At 64.9% G+C, this 18,657-nt stretch carries 17 protein-coding genes and 4 tRNA genes; 2 read left to right on the top strand and 19 right to left on the bottom strand.

From position 1 onward, the window contains the following. Positions 1 to 115: 115 nt before the first annotated feature. Positions 116 to 1,489 carry an HDOD domain-containing protein gene (locus G372_RS0108865; protein ID WP_018864857.1) on the bottom strand — a complete coding sequence of 458 codons (1,374 nt, stop codon included), beginning with the start codon at positions 1,487 to 1,489 and terminating at the stop codon, positions 116 to 118. A gap of 110 nt (positions 1,490 to 1,599) precedes the next feature. Here G372_RS0108865 and motA point away from each other — a divergent pair, with 110 nt between their 5' ends. Together motA and motB are read left to right on the top strand one after the other, a co-directional pair. Beyond that, positions 1,600 to 2,451: a flagellar motor stator protein MotA gene (motA, locus tag G372_RS0108860; RefSeq protein ID WP_018864856.1), complete on the top strand. Its 852-nt coding sequence runs from the start codon at positions 1,600 to 1,602 to the stop codon at positions 2,449 to 2,451. A 19-nt stretch (positions 2,452 to 2,470) separates the two neighbouring features. Further along, on the top strand, positions 2,471 to 3,439 hold the full coding sequence (gene motB, locus G372_RS0108855) for a flagellar motor protein MotB (protein ID WP_018864855.1): 969 nt from the start codon (positions 2,471 to 2,473) through the stop codon (positions 3,437 to 3,439). A 235-nt stretch (positions 3,440 to 3,674) separates the two neighbouring features. On the opposite strand, the gene G372_RS0108850 is transcribed toward motB, so the two are convergent. The 18 genes from G372_RS0108850 to tolQ form a co-directional block, all read right to left on the bottom strand. Then, positions 3,675 to 3,751: transfer RNA gene (locus G372_RS0108850), tRNA-Asp, on the bottom strand. A gap of 32 nt (positions 3,752 to 3,783) precedes the next feature. After that, positions 3,784 to 3,859 (bottom strand) — tRNA-Val (locus G372_RS0108845). 11 nt (positions 3,860 to 3,870) lie between these two features. After that, the gene (locus tag G372_RS0108840) at positions 3,871 to 4,143 is read right to left on the bottom strand and encodes an HU family DNA-binding protein (RefSeq protein ID WP_012981989.1); all 273 of its coding nucleotides are present in this window, start codon (positions 4,141 to 4,143) and stop codon (positions 3,871 to 3,873) included. Positions 4,144 to 4,394: 251 nt separating this feature from the next. Beyond that, complete coding sequence (gene lon, locus G372_RS0108835; RefSeq protein ID WP_018864854.1) at positions 4,395 to 6,860, bottom strand: endopeptidase La; 2,466 nt, start codon at positions 6,858 to 6,860, stop codon at positions 4,395 to 4,397. Between the two features lie 108 nt (positions 6,861 to 6,968). Continuing rightward, a complete protein-coding gene (clpX, locus tag G372_RS0108830) occupies positions 6,969 to 8,246 on the bottom strand; it encodes an ATP-dependent Clp protease ATP-binding subunit ClpX (protein ID WP_018864853.1) in 1,278 nt (425 codons plus the stop codon). A 117-nt stretch (positions 8,247 to 8,363) separates the two neighbouring features. Next, positions 8,364 to 9,041 carry an ATP-dependent Clp endopeptidase proteolytic subunit ClpP gene (gene clpP / locus G372_RS0108825; protein ID WP_018864852.1) on the bottom strand — a complete coding sequence of 226 codons (678 nt, stop codon included), beginning with the start codon at positions 9,039 to 9,041 and terminating at the stop codon, positions 8,364 to 8,366. Next, on the bottom strand, positions 9,038 to 10,345 hold the full coding sequence (gene tig / locus G372_RS0108820) for a trigger factor (protein WP_018864851.1): 1,308 nt from the start codon (positions 10,343 to 10,345) through the stop codon (positions 9,038 to 9,040). The genes clpP and tig overlap by 4 nt, the downstream gene beginning before the upstream one ends. Before the next feature lie 85 nt (positions 10,346 to 10,430). Continuing rightward, positions 10,431 to 10,517: transfer RNA gene (locus tag G372_RS0108815), tRNA-Leu, on the bottom strand. 105 nt (positions 10,518 to 10,622) lie between these two features. Then, positions 10,623 to 10,698, bottom strand: a tRNA-Lys gene (locus G372_RS0108810). A 138-nt stretch (positions 10,699 to 10,836) separates the two neighbouring features. Continuing rightward, positions 10,837 to 12,108 (bottom strand): YeeE/YedE family protein, encoded by a 1,272-nt coding sequence (locus tag G372_RS0108805; protein ID WP_018864850.1) that lies wholly within the window; start codon positions 12,106 to 12,108, stop codon positions 10,837 to 10,839. A 137-nt stretch (positions 12,109 to 12,245) separates the two neighbouring features. Further along, positions 12,246 to 12,929 (bottom strand): 7-cyano-7-deazaguanine synthase QueC, encoded by a 684-nt coding sequence (gene queC / locus G372_RS0108800; RefSeq protein WP_019623659.1) that lies wholly within the window; start codon positions 12,927 to 12,929, stop codon positions 12,246 to 12,248. Between the two features lie 3 nt (positions 12,930 to 12,932). Further along, the gene (gene queE / locus G372_RS0108795) at positions 12,933 to 13,631 is read right to left on the bottom strand and encodes a 7-carboxy-7-deazaguanine synthase QueE (RefSeq protein ID WP_019623660.1); all 699 of its coding nucleotides are present in this window, start codon (positions 13,629 to 13,631) and stop codon (positions 12,933 to 12,935) included. Then, positions 13,628 to 14,383 (bottom strand): tol-pal system protein YbgF, encoded by a 756-nt coding sequence (gene ybgF / locus G372_RS0108790; RefSeq protein ID WP_018864847.1) that lies wholly within the window; start codon positions 14,381 to 14,383, stop codon positions 13,628 to 13,630. Before ybgF ends, queE begins: the two co-directional genes overlap by 4 nt. A 153-nt stretch (positions 14,384 to 14,536) precedes the next feature. Next, positions 14,537 to 15,103 (bottom strand): peptidoglycan-associated lipoprotein Pal, encoded by a 567-nt coding sequence (gene pal / locus G372_RS0108785; RefSeq protein ID WP_018864846.1) that lies wholly within the window; start codon positions 15,101 to 15,103, stop codon positions 14,537 to 14,539. Between the two features lie 40 nt (positions 15,104 to 15,143). Then, complete coding sequence (gene tolB / locus G372_RS0108780) at positions 15,144 to 16,430, bottom strand: Tol-Pal system beta propeller repeat protein TolB (protein WP_018864845.1); 1,287 nt, start codon at positions 16,428 to 16,430, stop codon at positions 15,144 to 15,146. 32 nt (positions 16,431 to 16,462) lie between these two features. After that, complete coding sequence (gene tolA, locus G372_RS0108775; RefSeq protein ID WP_018864844.1) at positions 16,463 to 17,476, bottom strand: cell envelope integrity protein TolA; 1,014 nt, start codon at positions 17,474 to 17,476, stop codon at positions 16,463 to 16,465. A 10-nt stretch (positions 17,477 to 17,486) separates the two neighbouring features. After that, on the bottom strand, positions 17,487 to 17,939 hold the full coding sequence (tolR, locus tag G372_RS0108770) for a protein TolR (protein WP_018864843.1): 453 nt from the start codon (positions 17,937 to 17,939) through the stop codon (positions 17,487 to 17,489). Positions 17,940 to 17,942: 3 nt separating this feature from the next. Beyond that, the gene (gene tolQ, locus G372_RS0108765; protein ID WP_019623661.1) at positions 17,943 to 18,617 is read right to left on the bottom strand and encodes a protein TolQ; all 675 of its coding nucleotides are present in this window, start codon (positions 18,615 to 18,617) and stop codon (positions 17,943 to 17,945) included. Positions 18,618 to 18,657: the final 40 nt, after the last annotated feature.

Raw genomic sequence — 18,657 nt, 5'->3', positions numbered from 1 at the left:
GCGAACACATACGCTACATCCGATGTAACGGCCACGACCGACGAGGCTTGAGGCACCGGGAGGTACGGCCATGAAGCCGCGAAACACCTGGACCAGCGCGCCTCCGCTGGAAAGGCTAGCCGGCGATCGAGACGGCCTGCACGACTCGGCAGAAACCCTGGAACGCGCGGTCATCGAGTGCATTCTGGCGACTGCGGCGATCGGCATACACCATCCCGATCACCTGCCCCTGATCCCGCACCGGCGCATAGAAGGCATCGACCCCTCCGGTCAGGGTCTGGATCGCCTCCGGCAGCGCCACGCCCGCATAGTGGCGCCCCCACCAGGTGGGCGCGTCATCCTCCAGCACGGCCTCCAGCGGACCCAGGGCGGAGCGCTGAATCACGAAGTGACTGAATTCGGGTTCGTGCAGCGTGCCCACCATGTGTTCGGCCCGTAGCGATTCGCCGTCGCGCGCCAGCACCGCGAAGACCACTCGATTCAGGCCAAGGCCGAACTGCATCACCCGCAGCATGCGCCGCAGCCGCGACACACGGTTGGCGTCCTGCCCCAGACGAGCCACCCCCTCCTCCAGCACATCGGCGCGCGGGCAAAGCGCCAGCGGCGTACGGTGCCGGGGCCGCAGCCAGACCGACCCGGGTATCGCGGGGTCCAGGCGCTCGATGTGATACACGTCGGCGTCTTCATTGAAGCGCTCGATGATCTCCGACAGCCGGTCAGCGACGACCTTTTCGTTGACCCCGGTCAGGCCCGCCAGCAGACGCAGATCGCGATCGCCCCGTACCGTGTCCATGCCGCGCATGATCTGCCAGGCCACCGCGCTGGCGACCATGACCTCGAAGGCGCGCGGATGCGCGGCGTTGACCGCGCGCTGCGTTCCCACAACCAGTTCGGGCAGCGCCATCGCCTCGGTCATTGCACGCGACAGGTCGTCGGTCGCATAGCCCAGCGCGGTATAGCTGGCCTCGTCCGGGAGCGCATTGAGTTCCAGCATGGCGAGCAGCCGGCCCAGGCGTGGCTCGCCCGCCAGCAGCAGGCCGAGCAAACCGAGCTGGTTCAGCAAGGCTGCCAGCCCCACCTCTGCCGGCTCGGCGTCGCGCCGACGCTGTGCAACGTCCGCCGCGATCATCGCGGCCAGCCGTGACTGGGCCGCCGCCTGCCGATAGCGCTGCGGTTCGCTCACCACCTCGCCAACCGGGGGAGCCGTGCGGACTTCCTCGCAGACTTTCTGCAGGCCCAGCATGGCGATGGCATCGGGAACCGAGTGCACCTCCTGACGCAGGCCACGACGCGAGCCGTTCGCGATCAGGACGAGTCGCAATGCGAGACCGGGGTCCCGCTCTGCCCACTGACCCAGTTCCCGCAAAGGGCGCTGCACCAGGGCATCGGGTTGCGAGAAGGCTGCGTCACTGGCCTCCAGAATCGGCCAGTCGAGTCCAGCCAGGCGGCGTGCCTGGCCGCTGTAGGGCGCGTCCTCATCCTGGGACATGCTGTACCTCGCGCGGGGGAGTCGTTATCGTTATGCCCGTCACTATATCAATTGCGAAAGCGTGACCCGCATCACCTTCGCGCCATCGACAATCTCGGGGTTCCCGTTTCGTGAAGTATTTTCTTGGCATCGTCGTCGTATTCTCGTCGGTCTTCGGGGGATACTACTTTCATGGCGGCGACCTTCGGGTCATGTGGCAGCCATACGAATACTGGATCATCGGGGGTGCAGCGCTGGGGGCATTCCTGATCGCCAACCCGCCTCGGGTCGTCATCACGGTCTTCAAGTCCATCCCCAGCCTGATGAAGGGCAGCAAGTACAAGTCCGACGACTATCTCGACCTGCTGGCCCTGATGTACAAGCTCTTCACCAAGGCCCGCAAGGAAGGGCTGATGGGGGTGGAGAACGACATCGAGGAGCCGGAGAACAGCGAGCTCTTCCAGGCCCACCCTCGCGTGCTGGCCGACCACCACGCGATGGAGTTCATTACCGACTACATGCGCCTGATCATCTCCGGCAGCATGAACCCTCACGAGCTTGATGCCCTGATGGATCTGGACCTCGAGACCCACCACGAGGAGTCGCACAAGCCGGCCAACGCCGTACACCGCGTCGCGGAGGCCCTGCCCGGCTTCGGGATCGTCGCCGCGGTGCTGGGGATCGTGATGACCATGGGAAGGCTCGACGGCTCCATCGAGGAGATCGGCTCGAGCGTTGCGGCCGCGCTGGTCGGCTCATTCCTCGGGATTCTGCTGGCCTACGGCTTTGCCGGCCCCACCTCGACGGCGCTCGAGGCCCGTGCACAGGAGGAAGCCAAATTCCTGCAGTGCATCAAGGCCTGCATCCTGGCCAATGTCCAGGGCTACAGCCCGCAGGTCGCGGTCGAGTTTGGCCGCAAGACGATGGAAGGGGCCATGCGTCCGAGCTTTACCGAGCTTGAGGAGCACGTGAAGGGGGCCTGACCGCCCCCTGATCACCCCGATGGGCGTCGAGGACAAGACCCAGCCGATCATCGTCAAGAAGAAGGTGGTCAAGGGCGGCCACCATACTGGTGCGTGGAAGATCGCGTTCGCTGATTTTACCCTCGCGATGATGGGGTTCTTCCTGGTGATGTGGCTGCTCGTCGCCCTCGACGACGAGCAGCGCGCCGGCATCTCTGAATACTTCCAGAACCCCTCCGTATTCGCCGGCGACGCTGCTGCACCCGGACAGGCCCCCGGCGACGGAACCGGAGTGGATCCCTCGCTGATCGACTTCGAGGGCTTGCCCGAACTGATCCAGGACCCCGAGGCCATGGAGGCACCGATGGGGGTGGATGAAGAAACCCTGGACGAGCTGGCCGAGGCGCGGGACCGGGAGGCCCTGGAGGCGCTCCAGGAGGCGCTGGAGGAGGCCCTTGAACAGAGTCAGGCGCTTGAGCCCTACAAGGACCAGTTGCTCCTGGATATCACCCCGGAGGGGCTGCGCATCCAGATCATCGATCGCGAAAACCGGCCGATGTTCGACACGGCCAGCTCCACCCCGCAGGAGCACGCCGACGCGATCCTGCGCGAGCTGGCGAGCCTGATCAACAAGGTCCCGAATCGCATCTCGATCACCGGCCACACCGACGCCCGCCCCCTGCTGCGCCCGGACTATTCCAACTGGGAGCTCTCGGCCGACCGTGCCAATGCCGCACGCCGCGCCCTGATCGCGGGGGGCGCCGAGGCGGAACAGGTCGCGCGGGTCGTCGGGCTGGCCGACAGCGTGCCGTTCGACCGCGACGACCCGGAGGCGGCCATCAACCGGCGCATCTCGATCATCGTCCTCAACCAGGAGGCCGAGGAGGCCATGCGCCAGAGCCTCGAGGGCGAGGCCTACGCGCCGGACTCCGGCGCCCTCCCGGACAGCGAGAGCCAGAACGGGGACTACCCTCAGCCCATCGACGGTACCGAATCTAGCGACACCTGAGCGCTGTCAGAGCCGCCGTCACGGCGTTCGCCCCACTCTCGCCCTGTCCTGTGCTGCCCATAGCGACGACGCTCCGTCCGCGCACCGGACTCAAACCGCGCCACGCCCCCCCGAGAAGCCCTCTGTCCCTCACACCACGAATCCGCCCCGCGCCGGGACACTGGACGGGGCTGAGGCGTGGGCTTGGCTGGGAACAGGCAAAGAAAAAGGCGCCCGAAGGCGCCTTTCTCAGAGATGGCGGAGCGGACGGGACTCGAACCCGCGACCCCCGGCGTGACAGGCCGGTATTCTAACCAACTGAACTACCGCTCCAGATTTTGTTCATGCAGCCAGCTTGCGCTGCATGGTGGGTGCTGACGGGTTCGAACCGCCGACATTCGCCTTGTAAGGGCGACGCTCTACCAGCTGAGCTAAGCACCCGATAAAGCGCGCTAGTTTACGCGATCCTTGAGCGCTTTACCAGCCTTGAACGAAGGCGTTTTGGAGGCGGCAATCTGGATGGACTGGCCGGTACGCGGATTGCGGCCGGTGCGGGCCTCGCGCTCGCGGACGAGGAAGGTGCCAAAGCCCACCAGGGAGACCTGGTCACCCTTGGCCAGCGTATCGCCCACCACAGTCACCATGGCGTCCAGCATGCGGCCGGCCTGGGCCTTCGGGACATCGGCTTCTGCGGCGATCGCGTCGATCAGTTCGGATTTATTCATGAAGCGCTTCCTTATCTCAGTGGTGACTCAGCCTTGCGGCCCGATGAAGGCCAAGCTTACACCAGCGCGGGGAGGGTTCTCCATCCTGTCGCGGGCTCGCCCAGCCGGGAATCAAATAGTGCGATTGGGGTTATATCAAGGGGCTCGAAAAAGTGTCAAACAAGCGTTACACACCCACCCACGGCTCGCTGTGCGCGGAGACGCAAAAAAACCGCGGCCAGCGGCCGCGGTTGTGATTGTAAATCCGGTGCTTAGTGGTGCCGCACTCGACGGCGACTCGATTCCTTGGACGGTTTCACGGTCTCCTCGACCTTGGTCGGTGCATCGCCGCCCTTGGCCTCCGGCAGATGGGCAAGCGCGACCTCGAGCACCTCGTCGATCCAGCGCACCGGACGGATATCCAGCTTGTTCTTGATGTTCTTCGGGATATCCACCAGGTCCTTTTCGTTCTCCTCGGGGATCAGCACCGTGCGGATACCCCCCCGGTGGGCCGCCAGCAGCTTCTCCTTCAGCCCGCCGATCGGCAGAACCTGGCCGCGAAGGGTGATCTCGCCGGTCATGGCCACGTCGGCCCGCACCGGGATGCCGGTCAGTGCGGACACGATGGCCGTGCACATCGCAATACCGGCGGAGGGGCCATCCTTGGGCGTGGCGCCTTCGGGCACGTGGATATGGAGGTCCTTGTTCTCGTGGAAATTCTCCTCCAGTCCCAGGGAGTCGGAGCGCGAACGAACCACGGTCAGCGCCGCGTGAATCGACTCCTGCATCACGTCACCGAGCTTGCCAGTCTGCTGGGTCTTGCCCTTGCCGGGGACAACCGTCGACTCGATGGTCAGGAGCTCGCCGCCGACCTCGGTCCAGGCCAGACCGGTTACCTGGCCGATCTGGTCGTTTTCCTCGGCCAGACCGAAGCGGAAACGCCGCACGCCCAGGTACTTGTCCAGCGTCTTCGGGGTGACCGACGTGGTGCGGTCACGCTCCTTGCCCTTGGCCAGCAGGCGCTGCTTGACCACCTTGCGGCAAATCTTGGCAATCTCGCGCTCCAGGGCACGCACACCCGCCTCGCGGGTGTAGTAGCGCACGATGTCACGCACCGCGGCGTCGGAGATATTGATCTCGTCAGGCTTCAGGCCGTTGGTCTTGATCTGCTTCGGCACCAGGTAGGTGTGCGCGATGTTGACCTTCTCGTCCTCGGTGTAGCCGGACAGACGGATGACTTCCATGCGATCCAGCAGCGGTCCGGGGATGTTCATCGAGTTGGCCGTGGCCACGAACATCACGTCGGACAGGTCGTAGTCGACCTCCAGGTAGTGGTCGCTGAAGGTGTGGTTCTGTTCCGGATCCAGCACCTCGAGCATCGCCGAGGCCGGGTCGCCGCGGAAGTCCATCGCCATCTTGTCGATCTCGTCGAGCAGAAACAGCGGGTTGCGCACGCCGACCTTGGCCAGGTTCTGCACGATCTTGCCCGGCAGCGAGCCGATATAGGTCCGTCGGTGGCCGCGGATCTCCGCCTCGTCACGCACACCGCCCAGCGCCATGCGCGAGAACTTGCGATTGGTCGCACGCGCGATGGATTCTCCCAGCGAGGTCTTGCCGACCCCCGGAGGGCCGACCAGGCACAGGATCGGGCCCTTGAGCTTGCGCACGCGCGACTGCACGGCGAGGTATTCAAGGATGCGCTCCTTGACCTCCTCGAGGCCGTAGTGATCCTCGTTGAGGATCTTCTCGGCACGCGCAAGATCCTTGCTGACCCGCGTCTTCTTCTTCCACGGGACACTGACCAGCCAGTCGATGTAGCTGCGCACGACGGTGGCCTCGGCCGACATCGGCGACATCATCTTCAGCTTGTTCAGCTCGGCGGTGGCCTTCTTCTTGGCCTCCGCCGGCATGCCGGCCTGCTCGATCTTCTCGGCCAGGTCTTCCTGTTCGTTCGGGGCATCCTCGAGATCCCCCAGCTCCTTCTGAATGGCCTTCATCTGCTCATTCAGGTAGTACTCGCGCTGGGATTTCTCCATCTGCTGCTTCACGCGACCGCGGATCTTCTTCTCGATCTGCAGCACGTCCATCTCGCCCTCGATCTTGGCGACCAGGTGCTCCAGGCGCGCGCGCACATTGGCGATCTCGAGGACCTGCTGCTTCTCCTCGAGCTTCAGCGACATGTGCGCAGCAATGGTATCGGCCAGACGCGAGGTGTCGTCGATCCCGGCCAGCGAGGTCAGGATCTCCGGCGGGACCTTCTTGTTCAGCTTGATGTACTGCTCGAACTGATTGAGCGCGGAGCGACCGAGGACCTCGAGTTCCTTCTCCTCGGTGTCGTACTCCTCCTCGATCATGCGGATATCGGCGGTGAAGTAGTCCTCTTCCTTCTCCGCATCGCCGGCGGTGGAGACGTCCATCACGCGCGCGCGCTGGGCGCCCTCGACCAGCACCTTGATGGTGCCGTCGGGCAGGCGCAGCAGCTGCAGGATATTGCCAAGGGTGCCGATCTCGTGCAGGTCGGCGGCCTCGGGCTCGTCCACCTCGGCGCTCTTTTGCGCGACCAGCAGGACCTGCTTGTTCTGGGCCATGGCCGAGTCCAGCGCGCGGATCGACTTCTCGCGACCCACAAACAGCGGGATGACCATGTGCGGATATACCACGACGTCACGCAGCGGCAGGACCGCGACGCGCTTGACGGGGGAGTCCACCTCGTTCTGGGAGGAATGTTGATCGGTCATGTGGCCCCCTCAGGGCTAGACGAATGTAAGGGAGAGGTGGGGGTGCCCTGACCGTTTTTCAAGACGGGGCCAGCCCCTTGCCGCCCCCCTGCGAAAGACCGCGCGGCCTCAGGAATCCGCGGCGGCCTGCTTGGAGAACGAAGCGTTCTCGTAGATCAGGTACGGCTCGGCGTCCCCGCGGATCACGGCCTCGTCGATCACCACCTTGCTGACCCCCTCCATCGAGGGTAGCTCGTACATGGTGTCGAGCAGGATGTTCTCCATGATCGTGCGCAGGCCCCGGGCGCCGGTCTTGCGTTCCATTGCCTTGTGGGCGATCGCGGAGAGGGCGTCGTCCCGGAACTCGAGCTCCACGCCTTCCATGTCGAACAGGCGCGCGTACTGCTTGACCAAGGCGTTCTTTGGCTGGGTGAGAATCGTCACCAGCGCATCCTCGTCCAGCTCGTCCAGTGTCGCCTGGACCGGCAGACGGCCGACGAATTCGGGTATGAGGCCGTAGCGGACCAGGTCGTCGGACTCCAGCTGCTTCAGCCACTGGCCGCCGCTCTTGCTCTCGTCCTTGGAACTGACCTCGGCGGAGAAGCCGATGCCGCCCTTCTCCGCGCGCTGCTGGATGATCTTCTCCAGACCGGAGAAGGCACCACCACAGATGAACAGGATGTTGCGGGTGTCCACCTGCAGGAATTCCTGCTGCGGATGCTTGCGCCCGCCCTGCGGCGGCACGGAGGCCGTGGTGCCTTCGATCAGCTTCAGCAGCGCCTGTTGCACGCCCTCGCCGGAGACATCGCGGGTGATCGAGGGGTTGTCCGACTTGCGCGAGACCTTGTCGATCTCGTCGATGTAGACGATGCCGTTCTCGGCCTTCTCCACATCGTAGTCGCACTTCTGCAACAGCTTCTGGATAATGTTCTCGACATCCTCGCCCACGTAACCGGCCTCGGTCAGCGTGGTCGCGTCCGCGATGGTGAACGGGACATTCAGCACCCGCGCCAGCGTCTCGGCCAGCAGCGTCTTGCCGGAGCCCGTCGGGCCAATCAGCATGATGTTGGACTTGGACAGCTCGACGTCGTCCTTGCCGGCCTTGGCCTCGAGGCGCTTGTAGTGGTTGTACACCGCAACCGAGAGGATCTTCTTCGCCGAGTTCTGTCCGATCACGTAGTCGTCCAGGATCTCGCGGATCTCGCGCGGCTTGGGCAGCGAATCGCGTTCGGCGTGCCCCGCCTCCTGCATCTCCTCGCGAATGATGTCGTTGCAAAGCTCGACACACTCGTCGCAGATGAACACGGAGGGACCCGCGATCAGCTTGCGCACCTCGTGCTGGCTCTTTCCGCAGAAAGAGCAGTACAGAAGCTTGCCGTCGGCGGAGGGGGTCTTTTCGTCGCTCATCCGTATGCCTCGGTTGCGCTGTCAGGGTTTCTCAGAACATGCCCCGTTTGCCGGCACGTTGCAAACGGACCGGGCACGAGTCCGGTATATCCAGCCCGCCATCCAGTCTCGCTGCGATCAGGCCTTGTCCTTCTTGCGGGTGTCCGGTTCGCCACCAGCGGCGGGCGCACTGCGGCTGGAAAGGACATTATCCACCAGACCGTACTCCTGGGCCTCGGCGGCGGTCATGAAGCGGTCTCGATCGGTGTCCTGCTCCACCTGTTCCACGGTCTGCCCGGTGTGATGGGCCAGCACGCGGTTGAGCTCCTCGCGGATCTTCAGGATCTCGCGCGCATGGATGTCGATATCCGACGCCTGCCCCTGGAAGCCCCCCAGCGGCTGATGGATCATGACCCGCGAGTGCGGCAGGGAGTAACGCTTGCCCGGTGCACCACCGGCCAGCAGCACCGCGCCCATGCTCGCGGCCTGGCCGACACACAGGGTGCTCACCTGGGGCTTGATGAACTGCATGGTGTCGTAGATCGCCATACCCGCGGTCACGGCCCCACCCGGGGAATTGATGTACAGGCTGATCTCCTTGTCCGGGTTTTCCGATTCGAGGAACAGCAACTGGGCCACGATCACGTTGGCCATGTAGTCCTCGACCGGGCCCACACAGAAGATGACCCGGTCCTTCAGCAACCGGGAGTAGATGTCATAGGCGCGCTCGCCGCGGGCGGTCTGCTCGACCACCATCGGGACCAGATTCAGCCCCTGGGCATGCTGCGCCCCCTGACCGGCCATGTCGTGGCTCATTCGGTCGACTCCTTGTTCGGATTCATTACGTCCTGGAAGCTGGTCTTCTTCTCGGTGACCTTGGCCTGATCGACGATCCAGTCGACCACCTGGTCCTCGAGCACCAGCGACTCCAGATTGCTCTTCGCCTGCGGGTTGGAACGGTAGTACTGCTTGACCTCTTCCGGATCCTCGTAGGTCGCGGCCATCTCTTCCAGGTCACGCTCGACCCGGTCCGCGTCCACCTCGAAGCCCTTCTGGTCGATGATGGCCCGCAGGGCCAGACCCAGGCGCACGCGACGCTTGGCCTCTTCCTCGAACAGGCTGTCGGGGAGCGGCTGGGTCTGCTGGGCGCCACCGAACCGCTTCTCGGCTTCCTCGCGCAGGCGATTGATCTCGGACTTCACCAGGGCATCCGGCAGGTCGAAGCCGTGGCGCTCGATAATCAGCTCCATGACCTGATTCTTGACCTTGCCCTTCAGTGCCTGGTTCAGCTCGCGCTCCATATTGGACCGCACGTCGGCGCGAAGTTTCTCCACCGAGCCGTCTTCGATGCCGAATTTCTTCGCAAATTCCTCGTCCACCTCGGGCAGCTTGGGCCCCTCGACCTTCTTGATGGTCAGCGCGAACTGCGCGGTCTGACCTTTCAGGTTCTCGGCCGGATAGTCATCGGGGAAGGTGACATCGATGGTCGGCTCCTCGCCGGCCTTCACGCCCTTGAGCTGCTTCTCGAAGTCCTCGATCAGACGGCCGGCGCCCACTTCAACCTGGAAGTCCTCGGCCTTGCCGCCCTCGAATTCCTCGCCGTCAATGCTGCCCACGAAGTCCAGCGTGACGCGGTCGCCTTTCTTGGCCTTGCGCTTGACCTCGGCCCACTCCTTGTTCTGCTCGCGCAGGGAGTCGATCACGCGATCGATGTCCTCGTCGCCGATCTCGGCGACCGGACGCTCGATCTCGGCATCGGAGAAGTCGGCCACCTCCACCTCGGGGAACACCTGGAAGCTCGCGGTGAATTCAATCGGCTGGCCGCTTTCGACGCTCCGCGGCTCGATACTCGGGTTGCCGGCCGGCTCCAGACCCTCCTGCTGCACGGCCTCGCGGTAGCTCTCCTGCAGGACCTCGCTCAGCACCTCCTGGTAGACCCCGGCGCCGTAGCGCTGGCGCACGACCTTCAGCGGGACCTTGCCCGGACGAAAGCCGTCGAGCCGGACGCGCTTGGCCAGCGATTTCAGACGGTTGTCGACTTCGGATTCGACGCGCTCGGGGGGGACCTGGATGGTCATCTTGCGTTCCAGGTTGCCGGTGGCTTCAACGGAAACTTGCATGAAGGGCCTCGCAATGGTTCAAAAATCGGTCATCCCTGCCGACCGCAGCACTCACCGGCTGCCTGCCTGGGCGTTCACGGGACAATGGTGCGAAAGGAGAGACTCGAACTCTCACGGGTTTTACCCCACTGGGACCTAAACCCAGCGCGTCTACCAGTTCCGCCACTTTCGCGTGTCTCAATAAAGGCGCGCATTCTAGCCTGTTCGCGCCCCATAAACACAAAAAGCCCGCGAAGGCGGGCCCTTGTGCCGGCCGCGCTAGCGCGCCCGGGAGTAATGGTGGGTCGTGTAGGATTCGAACCTACGACCAATTGGTTAAAAGCCAACTGCTCTACCAACTGAGCTAACGACCCGTATCTGCGGCCCGCATGACACCCCCGCAGGGGCCCACTGGCCTGGTGTCGTGTGGTGACCGAAGTCGCTCCTCGATCACCGCGCCGCGTAGTTTACGGCCCGCCGGGGAAAACGCAAGGCTCCCCGGCGGTCGACGATCAGATGGCTTCGAGCCTGCGCAGGCCACCCGGCAGCAGCTTCATGTCCACCAGCGAGGTGACCAGGGCCTTGCCGAAGGTCGCCTCGTCCTCGTAGACCATCTTGTAGTACTGGATCTTCATGGTCAGCGCGGAACCGAACACGATGAAGGCGAAGGTGAAGAAGCCACCCAGCGCCAGCGTGGAAACGCCCGTGACCGCCTGACCGATGGTGCAACCCAGTGCCAGGATGCCGCCGACACCCATCAGAATGCCGCCGATGAAGTGGTTGAAGAAGTCACGGAAGGACGAGAACCACTCGATGCGGAAGCTGCGCGAGACCAGGGCCCAGAAGAACGAACCCAGGATCACGCCGGCCAGCGCCATCACGCCGAAGAACAGCAGAGTACGGTCAAAGCCACCGGACACGTAGCCCACGCTCTGGCCCATCGGGTTGATGAAGGTGAACGACTGGTTGGCCCAGGGGCCGGACAGGGCCGGACGCTCACCGTCATCGGCATCCGCGACGAAGTCCCATTCCTGGATGTATTCCTGGGCGGTGTACACGCCACCCATGCCATCGTCGATCTGGATGTTGCTGGTCAGCCACCAGGCACCGATCACCACCAGGCCGACCACGAGGCCACCCAGGATGTTGTCGAAGCTCTTGCGGAAGTCGGCGGCCTTGAAGATCAGCGCCAGCAGCAGCACGCCGATCACAAGGCCCATCACCAGGCGTGCGCCCATGGCATTCTCGCCAGCGATGATGGAGCCGAGATCCTGACCACCTTCCATCTGGATCGCCACCGCGTCCATCCAGCCGAACAGCAACTGGAACAGGGTCTGGCCGGTGCCGAACACGGTGGCGCGGCTGGTCAGCCAGAAGGCGATCACACCGATGATGATCATCACCATCACCGACTTGATGTTGCCGCCACCGACGCGCACCAGCGTCTTGTTACCGCAACCGGACGCATAGGTCATGCCGATCCCGAAGAGGAAACCACCCAGGACATGTCCCAGCCAGTTGAAGCCTTCAGCACGGTAGGGAGGGAAGGAGCCCTCGGCGCTCAGCACTCCGAAGAATTCGAGCACCGCCACACCCAGCATGGCCACGGCAATCGCCAGCAGCCAGGAGCGCATGCGCCCGGTATCGCCCATGTTCACCCAGTCGGAGACGGCGCCCATGGTGCAGAAGTTGGTCTTGTTCGCGACCGCACCCATGATGAAGGCGAGGACGAACGTCCCGCCCAGGAACATCATGGCGGCGGTTGAAAAGCTGGAGAATTCCATCAACGTATCCTCTCACTGATCGGTTTTCGGGCACGCCTGCACCCATGGGGTGCGCAGCATACATCGGACGCTAGACGAGATCGAGCCCTCATTCATTCCAGCGTCAGGGCCACATGAGGGCCGCAATACCCGGGGCGTCAACCGTTCACATACGGGGTCGGGTCGGGGACCCCGGCCGCCGCAAAGCCCTCGCGACGGATACGGCAGCTGTCACAGTGCCCACAGGCCCGCCCCTCGATATCCGCCTGATAGCAACTCACGGTCTGGGCGTAATCGACGTCGAGTGCCGTCCCGGCGCGGATGATCTCGGCCTTGCTCATGTGCATCAAGGGTGCACGCACTTCCCAGCGTACGCCTTCGATCCCGGCACGGGTAGCGACCTGAGCAAGACTCCGGAAAGCGTCGATAAAGGCCGGGCGACAGTCCGGGTACCCGGAATAGTCGACGGCATTCGCGCCGACATAGAGCAGGCGCGCGCCGAGGGTCTCGGCAAACCCCAGCGCCAGCGACAGAAACACCGTGTTGCGGGCAGGCACATAGGTGACCGGGATGCCCTCGCTCTCCTCGGTCGGCACGGCAATGGCGTCATCGGTCAGCGCAGAGCCGCCGATCGCGGTCAGATCGACCCGGACCACGCGGTGGTCCTGCACGCCCTGGGAGGCGGCCACGCGGCGAGCGGCCTCGAGCTCGGTGCGATGGCGCTGGCCATAGTCGATGGACAGGGCGTGGCAATCGAGCCCATCCGCGCGCGCCATCGCCAGGCAGGTCGCCGAATCCAGCCCGCCCGAGAGCAGGACCACCGCCTGTTCCGGTTGCGTCATCGACTAGCGTCCGGGCTGATCGCCCCACAGGAGCTTGTGGAGCTGAAGCTGAAAGCGCACGGGCAGCCGATCGGCCACGATCCAGTCGGCCAGCTCGCGCGGGGCGAGCTCCCCGAAGACCGGCGAGAACAGGACCTCGACCCCGGGTGCAAGGTCCAGGCGGTCGAGTTCGGCGCGGGCCCAGTCGAAATCCGCCCGGTTGGCGAGTACGAACTTCAACTGATCGCCGGCCGCGAGGTGAGAGATATTGGCCTCGAGGTTGCGGTGCTGCTCGTCGGACCCCGGGGCCTTCCAGTCCATCACGACCGAGACACGCGAATCGAGCCCGCCAATGTCGAGTGCACCGCTGGTTTCCAGCGACACCCGATAGCCTGCGTCGCAAAGCCGCACCAGCAGGTCGCGACAACCGGGCTGGGCCAGCGGCTCCCCGCCCGTGACACAGACATGGCGCACGCCCGCCCGGGCCACCCACGCGAGAATCGAGTCCAGGGTGCGCGCCTCGCCCCCCTCGAATGCGTAGGCGCTGTCGCACCAGCGGCAACGTAGCGGACACCCGGTCAGCCGCACGAAAGCGGTCGGCCAGCCGGCATCCACCGCCTCGCCCTGCAGCGAGACGAACATCTCGGTGATACGGACCCGGGCCGGGCTGACCGAATCGCCCGCGGTCGGCGTGCGCGCCGCGCGCACGGGGATCTCGGTCATTGCCCGTCGAGCCGGCGCAGACGCTCGCGTGCCAGACGGTCCAGCGTCGTGCCGCCGTAGTCGGCGCGCACCGCCTCAAGGGCCTCGCGCGCTTCGTCTTCATTGCCCAGCTCGTAGTGGGCATAGCCAATCTTGAGCAACGCGTCCCCGGACTTGTCGCTGTCCGGATAGTCTTCGCGCAGGCGCTCGAAGTCCTCCAGAGCCGCCTCGAAATCGCCACTGGCGTACTTGGCCTCGGCCAGCCAGTACCACGCATTGGCCGAATAGTCGCTGTCGGGGTAGTCCTCGATAAATCGCTCGAGGCTGCTCATTGCGGCGCTGTAGTCACCCGCCATCAACTGGTCGAAGGCCTCTTGGTAGGCCGCCTGCTCGTCCGCTTCCGGGAGGTCGAATTCGATCACCTCTTCGGTCGGGGCGGCGGTATCCGCGGGCAAGGCCTCGCCGGTCTCGAACGCGGCAACACGCTCGTCCAGATTGCGGAACTGGTCGCGCTGGCGGGCGCCAAGACGTTCCACCTCGTGTCGCAGCGTCTCCGCCTCGCCGCGCAGCTCGCGGATCTCCCGGTTCATGGATTCAGCGCCCCGCAGGAGCTCCTGCATGGCACTGGAGTCCAGCATTCGCTCGATGCGATCCAGACGCTGGGAAAGTTCGCGGATCTGCGACTGGGTTGCGTACACCTCGTCCTGGGCAACTGCGGTGCTGGCGAGCGGCCCCCACGACGTCAGGACGAGCACGCCGGCGGCAACCGCCACGCCTACCCGCGGAAACAGAGCCCCCCTCAGAGGGGCGGCCCGAGCGTGCGATGCGCCGACCGCCGCGCCCCGGGCTTGAAAATGAAATGCCCCCGAGGGGGCATTTCGGCTACTGCTGCCTGTCAAACGCCGCATGGCGGCCTCCCGTCGTAACTAGCGCCGGGATTCGTAGACCAGTTCGACCCGGCGATTCTTGGCCCAGGCCTCCTCGTTCTGCTCAAAGGCGACCGGCATCTCTTCACCATAACTGATGACCTCGACCTGGTCATCCGAGGCACCGTTCAGGGTCAGGATACGACGCACCGACTGCGCCCGGCGTTCGCCCAGGCCCAGGTTGTACTCGCGGGTACCGCGCTCGTCGGTATGCCCTTCCAGCCGCAGGCTGGCGCCGGAGTTCTGCGCCAGATAGGCCGCATGTGCCTCGAGCATGTCCACGTACTGCGACTGCACCTCGTCCCGGTCGAATTCAAAATAGACCAGGCGCTCGGCCAGCGGGCTGTCCGGATCGTCCAGCGCGTCGGCATCGAACTGCCGGTCACGCCCCAGCGCGCGGGCCTCGGCCTCGCGGGCCTCGCGCTCGGCGCGTTCACGTTCCGCCTCCTCGGCCGCGGCCCGTTCGGCCTCGCGCTCGGCGTCCTCGGCATCACGTGTCGGTGTCGCACACGCCGAAAGCGCCCCAATGACCATGGCCACAAAAACCCAACGAAAGATCGTGCTCATCACGTCATTTTCCTCGAAATGCTGAAGTTGTCGATAAAGGTCAGTTCAGGGGTGACCAGGCGGGTTCGCGAACCTCGCCCTCCCTGGCGGCAAGACGCTGATGGACCTGTCCATCCTGGCTCACCGAGCCGAGTACGCCGCGCCCGCCATCTGTCATGGCATAGATAATCATGCTGCCATTCGGCGCAAAGCTCGGCGATTCCGCATCCCGCCCATCCGTGATACGGGTCACACGACGGTCGTTCAAATCGAGACGTGCCAGCTGAAATCCGCCATCGCCACCGTGCACATACACGATATAGCGCCCGTCCGGCGAGACGGTCGCGGCAGCCGCATAGCCACTCTCGAAGGTCAGACGCCGAGGACTTCCACCCTCGCGCGGCAGTGCATAGATCTGTGGAGCCCCCGCACGGTCGGAGGTGAAGTACAGGGTCTCGCCATCCGGCGACCAGACCGGCTCCGTCTCGATCGAGCTGGACTGCGTCATCTGCTGCATCTCGCCCGTTTCCAGCTCCATCAAGTAGATATTCGGCGCACCATCGCGCGACAGGCTCAACGCAAGGTAGCGGCCATCCGGTGACCATGCCGGTGCACTGTTGATGCCGGTGAAGCTTGCCACCCGCTCGCGGCTGCCGGTTTCGACATTCTGGCGATAGACCTCGGAACGGCGATTCTCGAACGAGACGTACACCAGTTCGCGCCCGTCCGGCGACCAGTTCGGCGACATGATCGGCTTCGACGAGCGAAACAGGGTGCTCGGGTTGGCACCATCGGAATCCGCGACCTCAAGGGCAAAGCGACGATCGTCTCCGTTGCGTTCGACGCTGACAAACGCGATGCGCGCACTGAATGCGCCCGGGTCGCCGGTGATCTGCTCGTAGACGATATCGGAGATCCGATGCGCGCCCCGCCGGAGCATATCCATGGGGACCGGGATCCGCCACCCGCCCAGACGCTCCTCGGACAGCACGTCGAACACGTGAAACTCCACCAGCAGGTCGTCACCCTCCCGCCGCTGATTGCCCACGACCAGGTACTCCACACCGACATCGGCCCAGGGCTCGGCGAGAAAGTCGGCCGGTCCGGACGGGGCCGAAGGCAGACCGTCCTGCTCGACGTTGAACAATCCACTACGGGCGAGGTTGGCGGCCACGATCTCCGAGATGTCCTCGTCGAGCGCGTCTTCCCCCTCGTAGGCAAACGGTGCGACGGCCACCGGTATCGCCCCGGTCACCCCCTCGGTGACCGTGACCTCCAGTACGGCCTGGGCCTGCGCCGCCCACAGCAACAGCATCGTCGGCAGCATCCAGTGAATCAGTCGTCGCATGAGCTCCTCGTCAGGCGGGCCTGGCCCGCGAATCAGTCCGGTTCGAACCGGATCCGCACCCCGCCGCGCACCGCACTCGCATCCGGCGGGCGTGGCAGCGAGCTCAGACGGTCCATGGTCTGGCGCACGGAGTCGCAGAACCGGCTGTCGCCGGAACAGCTTTCGATATCGAAGTCGATGATACGCCCGGTCTCGTTCACACGCACGAGAACAATGGCACGATCCGAGGAGTCAAGGCCCGACGGCTGACGCCAGCGCCGCTGAACCACCGACTGCACCTGGGCACGCCACTCATCCACTTCGCGATCCATCTGCGCCTGGCGCTCGGCGGCCTCGCGTCGTTCGCGCGCCTCCGCCAGGCGCTCCTGCTCGCGCTCCATCGCCTCGCGCCGGCGCTGCTCCTCAAGCTCGCGCTCCTGCTCGGCTCGCCGCTCGGCCTCCTCGCGTTCGCGACGCTCGGCCTCTTCCTGCTCGCGACGTTCCTGCTCCTCACGGGCCTGGCGTTCGGCCTCTTCGCGCTCGCGCTGTTCCGCTTCCTCGCGTTCGCGGCGTTCTTCCGCCTCGCGCCGGGCCTCTTCCGCCGCCTCGCGCTCGGCGCGGATCCGTTCACGCTCGGCCTCGGCCTCTTCCTGCGCGCGCTGGCGCTCTTCTTCGGCTTCGCGCCGCGCCTGCTCGGCCTCCTCGATCGCCTGCTGCCGCGCACGCTCTTCCTCCTCGCGGCGGCGCTGCTCCTCGGCCTGGCGGCGTTCCTCTTCGCGCCGGGCTTCCTCCTCGGCGCGTCGCTGCTCCTCTTCCTCACGCAGTTGCTCGGCCACTTCTTCCTGGCGCGCAACCTCGCGCTCGTGCTCGACCTGATCGAATGCTTCGGCGTCCACCGCGACGGCATCGATCACTTCGATGTCCTCCTGCACCGCGATCTCGACCGCAGACTGCGAGGAGGCGGGGGACGTCAGGCTGAAATTGACCAACAACGCGGCAAACAGCGCCCCGTGCAACAGGAGCACGATAAGCAGGCTGACAGGATGGCGGCGGGCAAGCTCAAACACGGTGTGGAAATCAGTCGCTGTTTTCGCGTGGTGGCTCGGTGATCAGGCCGACACGCCCGCCGCCGGCACGCTGCAGGGCGATCATGGCGTCGATCACGCGCCCGTAGTCCACATTACGGTCGCCACGCACGAACGTCTGGGTCCCCGGATGCTCCGCCAGGAACTCGCGAACGATCTCGGTCATCTCCTGCGGCGCCAGCGGCTCGTCAATGACCGGCCCCTGGTTCAGGCTCATGGCCCCCCTCGCGTCCACGGTCACCACCAGCGGCTCGGCCGCCTGTTCGTCCCGGTCCAGGGCCTCGGCATCCGCCTCCGGCAGGTCGACCTCCACCCCCTGCTGCAGCATGGGCGCGGTGATCATGAAGATGATCAAAAGCACCAGCATCACGTCGATAAACGGCACGACGTTGATCTGGGACATGGGCCGCCGCAGGCGGCGGCTGTTGCGGCGCGACTCGGACATGGTTCAGGCCGTGGCCTCGGGGGCCGCCTCCGCACCCCTGGCATGGGTTTGCCGGTTGAGCAAGGCCACGAACTCGTCGTTGAAGTTCTCCAGCCGTACAGCCACGCGATCGACATCCCCCGCAAAGCGGTTGTAGGCGATTACGGCCGGAATCGCGGCAAACAGACCCAGGGCGGTCGCGATCAATGCCTCGGCAATACCGGGCGCAACCATCGCGAGTGTTGCCTGCTGCACGCCGGAAAGACCAAGGAAGGCGTGCATGATCCCCCATACCGTACCGAACAGACCGATGTATGGGCTGGTCGAGCCCACGGTCGCGAGAAACTGCAGGTAGCGCTCCATATCATCGATCTCGCGCGCGATCGCCACGCGCATGGCGCGCTGCGCGGGCTCGCCCGCCGGCAGCCCGTGTTGCCGGGCACGCAGGAACTCCTTGAAGCCGGAGGAGAACACATGCTCCATCCCGGACATCTCCTGTTTGCGTCGCACGCCCTCATAGAGGTGGGAGAGATCGGCGCCCGACCAGAAGCGCTCCTCGAAGTCGTCACAGGCGCGATGCGCCGCATTCAGGGACCTGGCCTTGACGACAATGGCCAACCAGGAGAATACCGAGGCGAGCACCAGAATTACCATCACCAGCTGGACCACCAGGGTCGCCTCCATCACCAGCTGGTACATCGAAAAGTCGACTGCCACTTGTCCGTCTCCCGTTACAGCG

The sequence above is a fragment of the Thioalkalivibrio thiocyanoxidans ARh2 genome, from assembly GCF_000385215.1.
Taxonomy (GTDB): domain Bacteria; phylum Pseudomonadota; class Gammaproteobacteria; order Ectothiorhodospirales; family Ectothiorhodospiraceae; genus Thioalkalivibrio; species Thioalkalivibrio thiocyanoxidans.
The sequence above is the reverse complement of the archived record's forward strand: the minus strand, read 5'-3'. Positions and strand labels throughout refer to the sequence as shown.

What these genes read in the sequence shown, in the direction of transcription:
- G372_RS0108865 (WP_018864857.1), bottom strand. Translation starts at nt 1,489, where the DNA reads ATGTCCCAGGATGAGGACGCGCCCTACAGCGGCCAGGCACGCCGCCTG.
- motB (WP_018864855.1), top strand. Translation starts at nt 2,471, where the DNA reads ATGGGCGTCGAGGACAAGACCCAGCCGATCATCGTCAAGAAGAAGGTG.
- G372_RS0108840 (WP_012981989.1), bottom strand. Translation starts at nt 4,143, where the DNA reads ATGAATAAATCCGAACTGATCGACGCGATCGCCGCAGAAGCCGATGTC.
- lon (WP_018864854.1), bottom strand. Translation starts at nt 6,860, where the DNA reads ATGACCGATCAACATTCCTCCCAGAACGAGGTGGACTCCCCCGTCAAG.
- clpX (WP_018864853.1), bottom strand. Translation starts at nt 8,246, where the DNA reads ATGAGCGACGAAAAGACCCCCTCCGCCGACGGCAAGCTTCTGTACTGC.
- clpP (WP_018864852.1), bottom strand. Translation starts at nt 9,041, where the DNA reads ATGAGCCACGACATGGCCGGTCAGGGGGCGCAGCATGCCCAGGGGCTG.
- tig (WP_018864851.1), bottom strand. Translation starts at nt 10,345, where the DNA reads ATGCAAGTTTCCGTTGAAGCCACCGGCAACCTGGAACGCAAGATGACC.
- G372_RS0108805 (WP_018864850.1), bottom strand. Translation starts at nt 12,108, where the DNA reads ATGGAATTCTCCAGCTTTTCAACCGCCGCCATGATGTTCCTGGGCGGG.
- queC (WP_019623659.1), bottom strand. Translation starts at nt 12,929, where the DNA reads ATGACGCAACCGGAACAGGCGGTGGTCCTGCTCTCGGGCGGGCTGGAT.
- queE (WP_019623660.1), bottom strand. Translation starts at nt 13,631, where the DNA reads ATGACCGAGATCCCCGTGCGCGCGGCGCGCACGCCGACCGCGGGCGAT.
- pal (WP_018864846.1), bottom strand. Translation starts at nt 15,103, where the DNA reads ATGAGCACGATCTTTCGTTGGGTTTTTGTGGCCATGGTCATTGGGGCG.
- tolB (WP_018864845.1), bottom strand. Translation starts at nt 16,430, where the DNA reads ATGCGACGACTGATTCACTGGATGCTGCCGACGATGCTGTTGCTGTGG.
- tolR (WP_018864843.1), bottom strand. Translation starts at nt 17,939, where the DNA reads ATGTCCGAGTCGCGCCGCAACAGCCGCCGCCTGCGGCGGCCCATGTCC.
- tolQ (WP_019623661.1), bottom strand. Translation starts at nt 18,617, where the DNA reads ATGTACCAGCTGGTGATGGAGGCGACCCTGGTGGTCCAGCTGGTGATG.